A 12,559-nucleotide genomic window follows, 5' to 3' on the forward strand; every position below is an offset into this window, starting at 1 on the left:
CACAAGCCATAGAGTGGTGTGCATGAGTGCACACGACGTGTTCCTGCTCGGCGGAGTGTTCCCCGGTACCGCACCGGCGGCGACGCTCCGCCGAGTCGTATCCTATGCGCGCCAAGCGGAATCATCGGGACTCGACGGCGTCTGGACCGCCGAGCACCACTTCATCGAGTACGGCGCCAGCCCCTCCGCGACCCTCATGGCCGCCCACCTCCTCGCCGCCACCGCGACGATCCAGGTCGGCACCGCCGTCGCCGTCCTCTCCAACCGCCACCCCGTGGCCCTGGGGGAGGAGGCCGCGATGCTGGACGCCCTCGCCCCCGGCCGCTTCCGCCTCGGCGTCGGCCGCGGCGGGCCCTGGATCGACCTCGACGTCTTTGCCACCGGCCTCGAACGCTACGAGCGCGGCTTCGACGAAGGCCTCCGCCTCCTCGCGCGCTGGCTCTCCGGCGACCCCGAGGTCGCCCACACGGGTGAATTCTTCGACGTGCTCCCCGTGCGCCCCATGCCCCCCGGCTCCGGCGCGCCGATCTGGGTCGCCGCCACCGGGGAGTCCACCGCGCGCCTCGCCGGGCGCCTCGGCCTGCCGCTCCTCCTCGGCATGCACGCCCCCGACGAGGACCACCTCGCCCTCATCCGGGCCTGGCGCGAGGATGCCGAGTCCGCCGGGCACGACCCCGAAGCGGCCGAGCACGTCTCGACCCACCTCGCGCAGATCGCCGACACGCCTGCGCAGACCGACCGCCTCCGCGCGTCGCTCACCGAGCTCATCACCCGCGGCGTCGGCCAGTACGTGTCCCTCAGGCCCGGTCGCACACAGCGCGACCACGCCGCCTACGTCGACTGGATGATCGGGCGCCACGCCGTCGGCACCGCGGGCCGGGTGGCCGAGCGCCTCGCCGCCTCCGCGGCGGCCACCGGCGTCGCCCGCCAGCTCCTCCTCGTCGAAGGCCTCGGCGACGAGGACGCCGTGCGCGACAACATCGCCGCGCTCGGCGAGGTCCTCAGTACGGCCGGAACTGCGGCGCCTGCGGCGGCAGGCCCCTGAGCGGTTCGCGGCCCTTCTGCCGGAACCACTGGTTCGCCGAGCCCGTGAACAGGCACAGCAGGGTCACCAGCGGCAGCGACAGGCCGAGCAGCGTCCAGACGAGCCGCGACCCGTCGACGGCCGCGCCGGCCTCGTCGTCGGTCTTGAAACCCGTGTACATGCCGAGGAAGCCGACCACGATGGTCCCCAGCATGAGCAGGATCGCCACCACCTGCGCCCAGCGCCGGCCCGCGCCGATCTTCACGGCCAGGACCCCGTAGAGGACCACGACCAGGACCGTCGCGATCACGACCAGGACGACGAGCGCGGCCAGGTCCTCGACGACGTCGGTCAGATCGGTGTCGAAGGTGAAGTCGCTGACGTCCACGGAGGTCCAGAACGCCCCGACGATCCCCGTCCCCGCCCCGCAGCAGATCAGGAACGAGAACTGGAGCCACAGCATCACCTGCGCGGCGGTGACGGTCCCGGGCTTGCGGTGCAGCAGCTCCGGCGGCAGGGGCGTGGACGGCGGGGTGAGCATGGGCGGGTCCTCCGGGTGGGCGGTCAACGAATTCTAGGACTCGGGGGCCACCGGGCCGGAGAACCACCGGTCGGCCTCGGCGGTGCGCAGGTTCAGCACGGTCATGGCCTGGAGCGCGAACCAGGGCAGCGCGGTCGCGAAGGTGATCCACGGGACCGGCGAGCCGAACGACACCACGACCGCCGCGGCGGCGAGCGCCAGCGACGCGACCGTCGCCGCCGTCCGCGCCCCGGGGAACCCGTCGGCGATCATCAGCGTCAGCAGCCCCGCCCCCATCCCGAGCGCTGGCACCCCGACGATCAGGAGCAGCGGCGCCAGGCCGGTGCCGCCCGCGCCGATCATGAGCGCCCCGAACGGGTGCGGCACCAGCGCCGACAGCAGCAGCCCGCCGCCGACGAAGTAGCCGAACTGGAGCCACAGCCCGGTCTGCGCGAGGCTGATCGACCGCGGCTTGTCCCGGCGTTCCCTAGGTGGGGTCATGGCCCAAGTGTCGCTCAGTCGAACCCGGATCGTCCGGCCAGCGCCGTCACGGCTCAGGATCCGGCCCGGTCCCGGAGGCGAACGACTCGCAGTCGCGGAACCACTGCTCAGCTGCTGCGGAGCGCAGGCGGATGAAGGCGAGTCCCTGCAGCAGGATCGAAGGGCCGGCTGACGCGGCGACCGCCAAGATCTCGAATCCTTCCGCGGTCGCATTCATCGAAGCGGCGGCGGCGAGCGCGACGAGGACGAGGAGCCCGGCGGCGACGGCCGACCGTCCGCGCCGGTCACCCCGTCCCAGCCACGTGTTCGTGACCGTGGCATAGACGATCACGCCCACCGGGACGACGATGAGCAGGACCTCGATGCCGGGGAACGGCGGCAGGGAGGACGCGATCGTTACAAGGAACGCCGGGTACCACATGAAAATCGGCAGGTACCCGCAGCTGCACATCGCCACGGCCTGGGAGATCACGAGGATCTGCGCGCTGCTGATGTCGCCGGGCCGTTCGGGGGACTTCGGGGGGGACGGGCATGCCGGGCCTCCGCTCTCGCAAGGGGCAAGTTGAACATGTTCAACTTTATCGTACGAGTCTTCCCCGTGACAGCACACGAGACCGGCCCCACTGATTCGGGGCCGGTCTCGATCTCGATTCGGGCGCTGGCGCCTCAGCGCGGAATGGCGGTCCTCAACGCCTCGAAGACCGTCTGGTCCTGGTACTCGAAGCCCATCTCCTCCAGCTTGCGGGGCCGGATGTTGGAGCCGCGGAGCATCTCCACCGCGGCCTCGCCGGCGACGACCTTGACGGCCCAGCCCGGGATGATCCAGGGCGCGGGCCGGTGCAGGGCCGCGCCGAGGGCCTTCGCGAAGTCCTTGTTGCGCACGGCGTGCGGACCGACCATGTTGACCGGGCCGGAGACGTCGCCCTCGATGATCGTCTTGGCCGCGGCGGTCCAGTCGCGCAGGGAGATCCAGTTCAGGTACTGGCGCCCGCTGCCGAAGCGGCCGCCGAGGAGGAGCTTCCAGGCGGGGGCGAGGCGGGCGACGAGGAGGCTGCCGGGGCCGAGGACGTGGCCGGTGCGCAGGTAGGCGACGCGGGCGCCCGCCTCGGCGGCGGGCGCGGCGGCCTGCTCCCACGCGAGGCAGAGCCTGCCGAGGAAGTCGGCGGCGGCCGGGAAGGACTCGTCCACCTCGAGGTCGGCGCGGTCGCCGTACCAGCCCATCGCGGAGGCGTTGACCAGCGTCGGCACCCCCGCCTGCGCCACGGCGGTGGCGAGGACGGTCGTGGGGACGACCCGGGTGGTCTTGAGTCGCTGCTTGTAGGCGTCGTTCCAGCGCCGGCCGCCGATGGAGGCGCCGCAGAGGTTCACGACCGCGTCGACGCCGTCGAGGATCTGCGGGTCCAGGGCCTCCTTGTAAGGATCCCAACGGATCTCGTTCTCCTCGTCGGGCCGGTGGCGGACCAGCCGCACGATGTCGTGGCCCTCCAGGGCCTTCATCAGGGGCCTGCCCAGGTAGCCGCTCGATCCGGCGATGACGATGCGCATGTGCACAGCCTAGGGCCTCGCGGGCCGGCCGCGGCGGGGTCGGGCCTACAGGCCCAGCCGGGCGAGGTCCAAGCGGCCGAAGCGGTTGCGCCACGGCACGTCGGCCTTGATCCCGGCCAGGACCGAGCGCTGGAGCGTGTTGTCCTGCGGGAGCTCCGCGACCGGAGTGTCCTCGGGCCGACCGAACACGAAGCGCCACAGGTCGGAGCGGTTCCCGGCCGGGTCGCCGTCGCCTTCGAGCGCGAAGAGCGCGGCGAAGCCGGGGATGTTCGACTTCTCCGGCAGCCACTCGCGTAGCTGCGGGTCCAGCAGCCACGACTCGCACACGAACACGAGGTCCTCGGGGCCGGCGTACCGCTCGGGGAACACCGCGGGCAGGAACTCCAGGGCCCACTCGACCGAGTCGCGCACGGCGTCGAGCGTGAGCGGCCCGCCCTCGCCGCGGATGTGCATGCCCGCGAAGGGCTTCGGGTCGGGGCCCTCGACGCAGAACTGGAGCCGTCCGAGCTGGTACAGCGAGCCGCGCACGTGCCCGGTGAACCAGTGGGCGACGTCGAGGCCGGCCCGGCCGTAGATGCGGCGGTTGAACCGAAGCTTCTCGCCGAGGTCGCCGAGGACCTTCCGCGACAGGTCCTCGTCGACGCCGCGCTCGGCGTGGAACGCGAGCATGTCGGGGACGGCCGCGAGGATCGGGAACAGGCCCGCCAGGGGGTGGTCGGCGGGCGGTTTGGGCCAGGAGAGCCACTTCTTGCCGCCCATGTCGGCGGCGATGCCCTGGTAGAGCCGGTCGGTCAGTTCGCGCGTGCCCGCGTCGAGGGCGCCGAGCGCGCGGACCGCGTCGTCGGCGTCCTCGGGGTCGGCGCCGCACCAGTCGAGGAGCAGCTCGCGGACGGTGGCGGCGTCGAGGGCCGGGTAAGGCCGCACGGCGCCCGCCTGGGGAAGGTCCTGAGTCACCGACCTATGTCACCATGCCCCGCCCCCCGGCGGCAACATCGGGTCGGTCACCCTAGGCTGGGGCGGTGCGACGGTTGCTGACGCCCCCATGGATCGTCCTCCACTGCTTCGCCGTGGTCCTGACGATCGCCTTCGGGCTGCTCGGGTGGTGGCAGCTGGGCCGCGCCCAGCACGGCAACGCCATCAGCTGGGGCTACGCCCTCGAATGGCCGCTGTTCGCGGTCTTCACCGTGGCGCTGTGGGTGCGGCAGATGCGCCTGGAGCTGCACAAGGACCGCCCCGAAGGGGAGGGGCCGCGCCGCGGCCGCCCCGAGCCGCCCCCGATGACCTCGCCGTTCGAGGCGTCGATCATGCGGGCCCGCCTGGACGACGGCGGGCACGGCCCGGACGCGCGGCAGTCACCATCCGAATCCTCCCAGGGGAGCCACGCTTGAACGCCGCTCTGAAACGCTTCCGGATCGTCGCCTGGATCGTCGGCACGTTCCTCATCGCCCTCATGTTCGTCGCCATGCCGCTCAAGTACTTCGGCGGCAACGACGTGCTGGTGACGGTCATCAGCCCGATCCACGGCCTCTGCTACATGGTCTACCTCGTGCTCGCCTTCCACCTCGCCCAGCAGGCGGGCTGGAAGTTCTGGCCGCAGACCGTCGGCCTCATGCTCGGCGGGACCGTCCCGGTCGCCTCCTTCTTCGTGGAGCGCTGGGCGCACCGCCGCATCCTGGAGGAGCACCCGCAGGCCGCCGACCCGAAGGTCCGGCACGAAGAGCGGGTCTGACGCCTACGCGAAACAGGGCCCGGCGGTCTCCCGCCGGGCCCTTCGCCGTGTCCTAGTCCAGGTACGACCCGGACTTGAAGGTGTCCCAGTCGAGGGTCCACCCGGTGAAGCCGTCGCCCTGGGGCACTTCGATGCCGGTGTTCTTGACGCTGACCGGGTCGCCCCAGCGCACGAAGTTGTAGATCCACTCGCCCATCTCGTCGGAGACGTTCAGGCAGCCGTGGGAGCCGTTGGCGACGCCGAGCCGGTCGGCCGCCCACGGCGCGCCGTGGATGAACTGGCCCGAGAACGTCAGGCGCATCGCCCACTTGACGTCGGTCTCGTAGTCGTACAGGTCGGAGACGAACGTCGAGGACTCCTCGCGGCTCATGATCGTCATGGTGCCGGAGAAGGACCGCGCGTCGTTCCCGTCGATCGGCTCGTCGGCGCCGAGCGAGATCGGGATGGTCTGCACGACCGTGCCGTCGAGGTACGCGCGCATCTCCTTAGTCTCGTTGTCGGCCTCCAGCAGGCGCGCCTCGGAGTCGATCACGAACGCCGTCTCCTGGTCGAACTCGCCGTACATGCCGTCGCCGAGGTCGAGGCCGCCGAGCCCCAGACGCACGGTGACCTGCGTGTTCGGTTCCCAGAAGTCCTTGGGCCGGTACTCGAGCGCGCGCGGGGTGATCCAGTGCCACGAGCCCTCCTGCTCCGGCTCGGAGGTCACGAACAGGCGCCGCTCGACCGAGGCGCGCAGGTCCTCGGGGACCTCGTGGCCGGTGAACCGGAACGCGAGGATCGCGCCGACGCCGACCGTGGAGTCCTGGCCCGGCAGGTAGTTCTCGATGCCGATCCGGTCGCCGGGGGAGGCGATGACGGTGAACGCCGAGGTCGCGGTGGCGACGAGGCCCGCCTCGTCGGCGGCCGTCACGGTCGCCGTGTACGCGCCCTCCCATTCGAGGGGGCTCGCGGGGACCCACGTGGTCCCGTCGGGGTGCATCGCGCCCTCGACGGCCGCGCCCGAGGCGTCGACCAGGGCGAACTCCTGGAACTCGCCGCTCTCGACGGTCCAGGCGATCTCGGTGGCGGCGGTGGCCTCCGCGGAGCCGTCGGCGGGCGTGATAGTCACCTTCGCGGCGCTCTGCGGCTCCTCGGAGGAGCCGCCGTCGGAGATGGTCCCGTCTTCCTTCGTGCAGGCCGCGGCCAGGCCGAGTGCGGCCGCCGAGCCGGCGGCGGCGAAGGCGCCGCGGCGGGTCAGGGAGGAACGTCCGAAGCTCATCGCCCCACGGTACAACCGCTCGGCGAGCACGGGTCCCCTGTGCACCTGTGAGTTGCGCCCGGGGCGGGCCTCAGCTGCGCATGCTCAGGTGGACGTGGTTGGTGTGGTCGGAGGACGGGTCACCGTACGCGCCCGAGTAGGAGCGCCAGCCGTCGCCCGGGAACCAGATCTGGCGGTACCAGATCACGTACTGGACGCCGAGCGCCGAGGAGTTCTCGATGAGCCAGGCCGCGAGGTTCTGGCCGTAGTCGTAGTCCTCGCCCCCGGCGTCGCCGCCGAAGCCGTCGGGCTCGGAGGAGAAGTCGCAGGCCCGGCCCTTGGGGTGCTCGCCGGAGCCGGAGGGCCGGTAGCAGGACACGAACCGGGTGAACCCGGCGATCTGGGCCTGCTCCAGGGCGTGGAGGGTGCGCGGGGTGAGGCAGCCGCCGGTGGTCGGGTCGTCCTCGGTGCAGCCTCCGCCGCCGCCCTCGTACTCCTCGGCGGCGGGCGCGTCGGAGGCCGTGGGGCCGTCGGTGGCGGTGCCGCCGGACGCGGCGAGCTCGCGGGCGGCCTCGTCGCGGGCGTCCTGGAGCTCCGCGGCGACGTCCTCCTGCTCGGCGAGGTTGTCGTCGAGCGTCTGCTGGAGGGCCTCGATCTCCTGGAGGCGGAGGATGAGGTCGTTGAGCCGGTCGGCGCGCGACTCGCCGAGGAACTGGAGCATCTCCATGGCGGCGATGGCGTCCTGCGGGTCGCCGGAGGCGAGGAGCGCCGCGGTCGACTGGTAGTCCGAGGTCGTGGACGCGACGTACGCGTAGTCCGCCAGCTCCACCTGGAGCGCGGCCTGCTCCTCGACGGCGGCGGCGAGCTCCGCCTCGAGGTCGACCTGCTGCTGCTCCAAGGCGTCGAGTTCGTCCTGCGCGTTCAGGTAGTCCTCGATGGCCTGGCTGAGCGCCTCGGAGGCGCCCTCCTCCTGCGCGTTGGACTCCGACGCGGGGGACACCAGGAACACCACGGCGGCGACGGCGGCGACGGGGAAGGTGAGGAGTCGCTTGGCCCCGCGGAAGGGGCGGGCGGCGCTCCTGGCGATGGTTCCGGCGTTCAAGGCGTGCGGTCCTTCGGGTGCTCGGGGCCGAGGGGTCGGCGGTCGGGCCTCAGCCTAGAACGGGAGGATTCTTCGACCTGAACCGGGCCAGGTGGCATAACCGCTGGTGGTCGCCGAGTCACCGGTTTGTGGCGTCGCCTACTCGAGGCCCGTGCGGTGCCTCACGGGCTGATAGGATTGTTCGAAATTGAACCAGCCTCGCGGCTGGTGCCGGGCGCGACGAGAGGAGGAGCGGGATGGGCGCGGGCGATTTCGAGAGCCGGTGGCTCCGACCCGACGTGAACGCCGTCTGGACCCGGTTCCTCCAGGTCACGCACCGGCTGGAGCACCACATCGACCGGCGCCTCCAGGTCAACCACGGGATCACGCACACCCAGTACGAGATCCTCGTGCGACTCGCCGACGGCGACGAGCGCGCCATGCGCATGAGCGACCTGGCCGACGTCATCGTCACCGCCAAGAGCGCCGTCACCTACCAGGTCAACAAGCTCTCCGAGATGGGCCTGGTCGAGCGCCACAAGTGCGACAGCGACAACCGCGGCACCTGGGTGAAGCTGACCCCGGCCGGGCTCGAGCGCCTCGAGAAGGCCGCGCCGTGCATCCTCTCCCTCGTGCGCGAGCTGTTCCTCGACGACCTCAACTGCGACCAGTCCGCCGAGCTCGACAAGCTCCTGGGCACCTGGTCCGACAACCTCGACGAGCACGACCGCAACCCCTCCCACCGACCCGACCACTGACCCCGAAGACCCCGTTCGGTTCCCCGGGCGGTGTACGGCCTGCGGACGGTCGGTGCCGGTGTAGGGTCAGGCCGTGCCGACCTTTCCACGTCCCCACCAGACCGTCCCCTACCCGGTGGACGGCCTCGCCGACCTCCTGCCCGGGGCCGGGGGACTGGACCTGTCGCTCACCGGCGTGAGCCTCGCCGCCGGCGCCGTCGAACCGGGCGACCTCTTCGCGGCCCTCCCCGGCGCCAACCGCCACGGTGCCGAGTTCGCCGCCCAGGCCGCCGAGCGCGGCGCGGTCGCGGTCCTCACCGACGCCCGCGGCGCCGAACTGCTCCAGGCCGCCGGCGCGGTCCTCCCGGTCCTGGTCGCCGCCGACCCGCGCGCCCTCACCGGCGAGATCGCCGCCCGCGTGTGGGGCCGGCCTTCCGAGCGCCTCAACCTCATCGGCATCACCGGCACCAACGGCAAGACCTCGACCGCGTACCTCGTCGAGGCCGCCCTCGCCCACGCCGGGCGCACCACCGGCATCATCGGCACCGTCGAGACCCGCATCGCCGGGGACCGCGTCGAGTCCGAGCGCACCACCCCCGAGGCCCCCGAGCTCCAGGCCCTCCTCGCGACCGCCCTCGAACGCGGCGTCACCGACGTGGTCATGGAGGTCTCCAGCCACGCCCTCGTCCTCGGCCGCGTCGAAGGCTGCCGCTTCAAGGCCGCCGGATTCACCATGTTCGGCACCGACCACCTCGACTTCCACACCGACCTCGACGACTACTTCGCCGCCAAGGCCCGCCTCTTCGACGGCCGCGCCGAGATCGAGGTCCTCAACGCCGACGACCCGCGCGTCGCCACCCTCGCCGACGGCGTCAACCGCACCTTCTCCTTCACCGACCCCGCCGCCGACTACTACGCCACCGACATCTCCGGCGACGGCTTCACCCAGACCTTCCACCTGAGCGGCCCGTTCGGCAAGGGCGACGGCCGGGTCGACATGCCCGGCCGCCACAACGTCGCCAACGCCGTCCTCGCCGTCGCGCTCCTCGAAGCGGTCAGCCTCGACACCGACGCCGCGCTCGCGGGCGTCGCCTCCTGCACCGGCGTGCCCGGCCGCATGGAGCTCGTCTCCGGCGACGGGCCCGTGCGCGGCGTCGTCGACTACGCCCACAAGCCCGAGGCGATCACCGCCGTCCTCGAAGCGCTCCGCGAGTCCACGCCCGGGAAGGTCATCGCGATCCTCGGCGCCGGGGGCGACCGCGACCGGTCCAAGCGCCCCCTCATGGGCGCCGCCGCCGCGGCCGCCGCCGACCTGGTCGTCGTCACCGACGACAACCCGCGCACCGAGGACCCCGCACGCATCCGGGACGAGGTGGCCGCCGCCGTCCAGGGCGTGCCCTGCCGTAATATTCCGGGACGGGAGAACGCCGTCCGGCAGGCCGCCGCCCTGGCCTCGCCCGGCGACGCCGTCGCCCTGCTCGGCAAGGGCCACGAGACCTACACCGAGACCGCCGACGGCCCCGTGCCGAGCGACGACCGCATCCTCCTGGCCCGCGCGCTCATCGACGCGGGATGGGTGAAACCGGTACCGCGCGCTCAAGCGTGATAGTCCGACAAGCATGACCTCACAACAGCAGGAGGAGTCCGCCGAGTGATCCCCATGAGCCTGGCCCAGGTCGCCGCCGTCACCGGCGGCAAGCTCAGCGAGACGGCCGATCCGGAGGCCGTCGTCACCGGCGACGTCGAGTTCGACTCGCGCAAGGCCGGGCCCGGGGGCCTCTTCCTCGCGATCCCCGGTGCCAAGGTCGACGGGCACGAGTTCGCCGCCAAGGCCCACGAGCAGGGCGCCGTCGCCACGATCGCCACGCGGCCGATCGACACGCCCGCGGTGTACGTCGAGGACGCCGTGGCAGCCCTCACCGCGCTCGCCAAGGACGCCGCCGCCCGCTCCCGCGCCACGGTCGTCGGGGTCACCGGCTCGAACGGCAAGACCTCCACAAAGGACCTGATCGCGCAGCTTCTGGAGAACATCGGCCCCACGGTCGCGACCGAGGGCAACTTCAACAACGAGCTGGGCCACCCGTACACGGTCTGCAAGGTCAAGCCGGACACCGACTTCCTGGTGCTCGAACTCGCCGCCCGCGGCATCGGGCACATCACGCAGCTCTGCGAGATCGCCCCCCCGCGCATCGGCGTGGTCCTCAACGTCGGCATCTCCCACCTCGACGGATTCGGGGACATCGAGACCACCGCCCTCGCCAAGAGCGAACTGCCGCGGTTCCTCGGCGAGGACGACCTCGTCGTCCTCAACGCCGACGACCCGCGCGTCGCCCGCATGGCCGAGGTCACGCGTGCCAAGGTCAGGACCTTCGGCATCGACAACGAAGCCGACTTCAGGGCCGTCGACCTCGACCACGGGGACGGCCGCTACGCCTTCCGGATCGACGACGGCAGCCACTGGGACCTGCCCGTCCGGCTCGGACTGTGGGGACGCCACCAGGTCCTCAACGCCCTCGCCGCCGGCGTGGTGGCCCGGGCGGAGGGGGAGACCCGCTTCGACCTCATCCAGGGTCTGAGCAAGGCGACCCGGAAGTCGCAGCGCCGCATGGACGTCTTCACCCGCCCCGACGGCACCGTCGTCATCGACGACTCCTACAACGCCAACCCCGCCTCGATGGGCTCGGCCGTCCGAACCCTCGGGCAGCTGCCCACCGAGGGCCGCCGCATCGCGGTCCTGGGCCTCATGGCCGACCTCGAAGAGCAGAGCGAGGCATGCCACCGGCGCCTCGGCGAGCAGGCCCGCGAGGCCGGCGTCGACGAGGTCATCGCCGTCGGCGACGGCACCCAACCGATCGTCGAAGGCGCAGCCGGAGACGACCGTGAGCACAGCATCGACGGTGCCGACGGCGTCACCGCCACCCACGTCCCCGATCAAGCCGCGGCCATCGCGCTGCTCGATAACCGGCTGCGCCCCGGCGACGCCGTCCTGGTGAAGGGCTCCCGATACCGGACCTGGGACGTCGCCGACCACTTGCGCGCCAAGGAGGAAACCGACCAGTGAGAGCAGTCATCGTCGCCGCGTTCGTGGCGTTCGCGCTCACCATGGCGCTGACGCCCCTCGCGGCCAAGCTGTTCCGCCGCCTCAAGGCCGGACAGCCCATCCGCACCGACGGACCCCAGACCCACCTCGCGAAGGCCGGCACCCCCACCATGGGCGGCGTCGTCTTCATCTTCACCACCGTGCTCGCCTACGTCTGCGGCCACCTCGTCCTCATGGCCCTCCCCGAACGGGTCGACGGCCTCCTCCTCAACCGCCCCACCGGCTTCACCGCCACCGGCATCGTCCTCATCGGACTGTTCATCTCCTGCGGCTTCGTCGGCTTCATCGACGACTGGCTCAAGATCCGCCGCAAGCACTCCGGCGGCATCTCCGGCCGCGCCAAGGTCCTCGGCCTCACCATCGCCGCCACGATCTTCGGCATCGTCGCCGTCTACTACACCGGCTCGATCGACACCGACGAGATCTCCGAGACCGTCGCCACCCCCTTCGTGTCCTTCACTCGCGACATCGAGGCCCTCGACATCACCAAGATCGGCATGGTCGTGCTGATCGTCCTCCTCGTCAACGCCACCGCCAACGGCGTCAACCTCACCGACGGCCTCGACGGCCTCGCCACCGGCGCCTCCATGATGGCGTTCATGGCGTTCATGATCATCGGCTTCTGGGAGTACCGGCACTGGTGCGGCGGCGCCCAGCCCGCCGACAACCTCTGCTACGACGTCCGCGACCCGCTCGAGATCGCGCTCATCGCGGGCGCGGCCGCCGGCGCCATGTTCGGCTTCCTGTGGTGGAACACCTCGCCCGCGCAGATCTTCATGGGCGACTCCGGGTCCCTGAGCCTCGGCGCGCTCATCGCCGGCCTCGCGATCGCTTCCAAGACGATCCTGCTGCTCCCCATCGTCGGCGCGCTCTTCGTCATCACCACCGCCAGCGTCATGATCCAGGTGACCTCGTTCAAGCTCACCGGCAGACGCGTGTTCCGGATGTCCCCGATCCAGCACCACTTCGAGCTCGCCGGCTGGTCCGAGGTGACCATCGTGGTCCGGTTCTGGATCATCGCGGGCATCGGCGTCGCCATCGCGCTCGGCTTCTTCTTCGCCGACTTCCTGCGGATCGCGGGGTAG

General features: G+C 71.6%; 14 protein-coding genes. 7 read left to right on the top strand and 7 right to left on the bottom strand.

Going from position 1 to position 12,559, the window contains the following annotated elements; genetic code table 11:
* Window positions 1–22 precede the first annotated feature (22 nt).
* Entirely contained in the window at window positions 23–1,045 is a 1,023-nt protein-coding gene (locus ABD419_RS07045) for an LLM class flavin-dependent oxidoreductase (protein WP_344483717.1), read from the top strand.
* On the opposite strand, the gene ABD419_RS07050 is transcribed toward ABD419_RS07045, so the two are convergent.
* The 5 genes from ABD419_RS07050 to ABD419_RS07070 all read right to left on the bottom strand — a co-directional run bounded on the left by ABD419_RS07050 (window position 1,002) and on the right by ABD419_RS07070 (window position 4,544).
* Window positions 1,002–1,592, bottom strand: a complete 591-nt coding sequence (locus ABD419_RS07050) for a hypothetical protein (protein WP_344483720.1) — start codon at window positions 1,590–1,592, stop codon at window positions 1,002–1,004. The genes ABD419_RS07045 and ABD419_RS07050 overlap by 44 nt on opposite strands.
* 6 nt (window positions 1,593–1,598) lie before the next feature.
* A complete protein-coding gene (locus ABD419_RS07055) occupies window positions 1,599–2,045 on the bottom strand; it encodes a hypothetical protein (RefSeq protein ID WP_344483723.1) in 447 nt (148 codons plus the stop codon).
* Window positions 2,046–2,091: 46 nt separating this feature from the next.
* Window positions 2,092–2,517 (bottom strand): hypothetical protein, encoded by a 426-nt coding sequence (locus ABD419_RS07060; RefSeq protein ID WP_344483726.1) that lies wholly within the window; start codon window positions 2,515–2,517, stop codon window positions 2,092–2,094.
* Between the two features lie 194 nt (window positions 2,518–2,711).
* The gene (locus ABD419_RS07065; protein WP_344483729.1) at window positions 2,712–3,590 is read right to left on the bottom strand and encodes a TIGR01777 family oxidoreductase; all 879 of its coding nucleotides are present in this window, start codon (window positions 3,588–3,590) and stop codon (window positions 2,712–2,714) included.
* Between the two features lie 45 nt (window positions 3,591–3,635).
* Window positions 3,636–4,544: an acyltransferase domain-containing protein gene (locus tag ABD419_RS07070; RefSeq protein WP_344483732.1), complete on the bottom strand. Its 909-nt coding sequence runs from the start codon at window positions 4,542–4,544 to the stop codon at window positions 3,636–3,638.
* Window positions 4,545–4,609: 65 nt separating this feature from the next.
* On the opposite strand from ABD419_RS07070, the gene ABD419_RS07075 reads away from it, so the two are divergent.
* The gene (locus ABD419_RS07075) at window positions 4,610–4,978 is read left to right on the top strand and encodes a hypothetical protein (RefSeq protein WP_344483734.1); all 369 of its coding nucleotides are present in this window, start codon (window positions 4,610–4,612) and stop codon (window positions 4,976–4,978) included.
* Entirely contained in the window at window positions 4,975–5,319 is a 345-nt protein-coding gene (locus ABD419_RS07080) for a DUF3817 domain-containing protein (RefSeq protein WP_344483737.1), read from the top strand. Before ABD419_RS07075 ends, ABD419_RS07080 begins: the two co-directional genes overlap by 4 nt.
* 52 nt (window positions 5,320–5,371) lie before the next feature.
* On the opposite strand, the gene ABD419_RS07085 is transcribed toward ABD419_RS07080, so the two are convergent.
* On the bottom strand, window positions 5,372–6,577 hold the full coding sequence (locus ABD419_RS07085) for a L,D-transpeptidase (protein WP_344483740.1): 1,206 nt from the start codon (window positions 6,575–6,577) through the stop codon (window positions 5,372–5,374).
* 70 nt (window positions 6,578–6,647) lie between these two features.
* On the bottom strand, window positions 6,648–7,658 hold the full coding sequence (locus ABD419_RS07090) for a VldE C-terminal domain-containing protein (RefSeq protein ID WP_344483743.1): 1,011 nt from the start codon (window positions 7,656–7,658) through the stop codon (window positions 6,648–6,650).
* A gap of 236 nt (window positions 7,659–7,894) precedes the next feature.
* Here ABD419_RS07090 and ABD419_RS07095 point away from each other — a divergent pair, with 236 nt between their 5' ends.
* From ABD419_RS07095 to mraY, 4 genes are all read left to right on the top strand, one after another.
* On the top strand, window positions 7,895–8,395 hold the full coding sequence (locus tag ABD419_RS07095) for a MarR family winged helix-turn-helix transcriptional regulator (RefSeq protein ID WP_344483746.1): 501 nt from the start codon (window positions 7,895–7,897) through the stop codon (window positions 8,393–8,395).
* A gap of 73 nt (window positions 8,396–8,468) precedes the next feature.
* Complete coding sequence (locus ABD419_RS07100; RefSeq protein ID WP_486327369.1) at window positions 8,469–9,980, top strand: UDP-N-acetylmuramoyl-L-alanyl-D-glutamate--2,6-diaminopimelate ligase; 1,512 nt, start codon at window positions 8,469–8,471, stop codon at window positions 9,978–9,980.
* 45 nt (window positions 9,981–10,025) lie between these two features.
* Window positions 10,026–11,435, top strand: coding sequence for a UDP-N-acetylmuramoyl-tripeptide--D-alanyl-D-alanine ligase (locus ABD419_RS07105; RefSeq protein WP_344483749.1), 1,410 nt, complete (start codon window positions 10,026–10,028; stop codon window positions 11,433–11,435).
* Window positions 11,432–12,559, top strand: a complete 1,128-nt coding sequence (gene mraY, locus ABD419_RS07110) for a phospho-N-acetylmuramoyl-pentapeptide-transferase (RefSeq protein WP_344483752.1) — start codon at window positions 11,432–11,434, stop codon at window positions 12,557–12,559. Before ABD419_RS07105 ends, mraY begins: the two co-directional genes overlap by 4 nt.

This window comes from Glycomyces endophyticus (assembly GCF_039531525.1).
GTDB lineage: Bacteria > Actinomycetota > Actinomycetes > Mycobacteriales > Micromonosporaceae > Glycomyces > Glycomyces endophyticus.

Excerpts from the sequence above, each read along its gene's own strand:
- ABD419_RS07095 (WP_344483746.1), top strand. The coding sequence starts at position 7,895 with ATGGGCGCGGGCGATTTCGAGAGCCGGTGGCTCCGACCCGACGTGAAC.
- ABD419_RS07045 (WP_344483717.1), top strand. The coding sequence starts at position 23 with ATGAGTGCACACGACGTGTTCCTGCTCGGCGGAGTGTTCCCCGGTACC.
- ABD419_RS07065 (WP_344483729.1), bottom strand. The coding sequence starts at position 3,590 with ATGCGCATCGTCATCGCCGGATCGAGCGGCTACCTGGGCAGGCCCCTG.
- ABD419_RS07085 (WP_344483740.1), bottom strand. The coding sequence starts at position 6,577 with ATGAGCTTCGGACGTTCCTCCCTGACCCGCCGCGGCGCCTTCGCCGCC.
- ABD419_RS07055 (WP_344483723.1), bottom strand. The coding sequence starts at position 2,045 with ATGACCCCACCTAGGGAACGCCGGGACAAGCCGCGGTCGATCAGCCTC.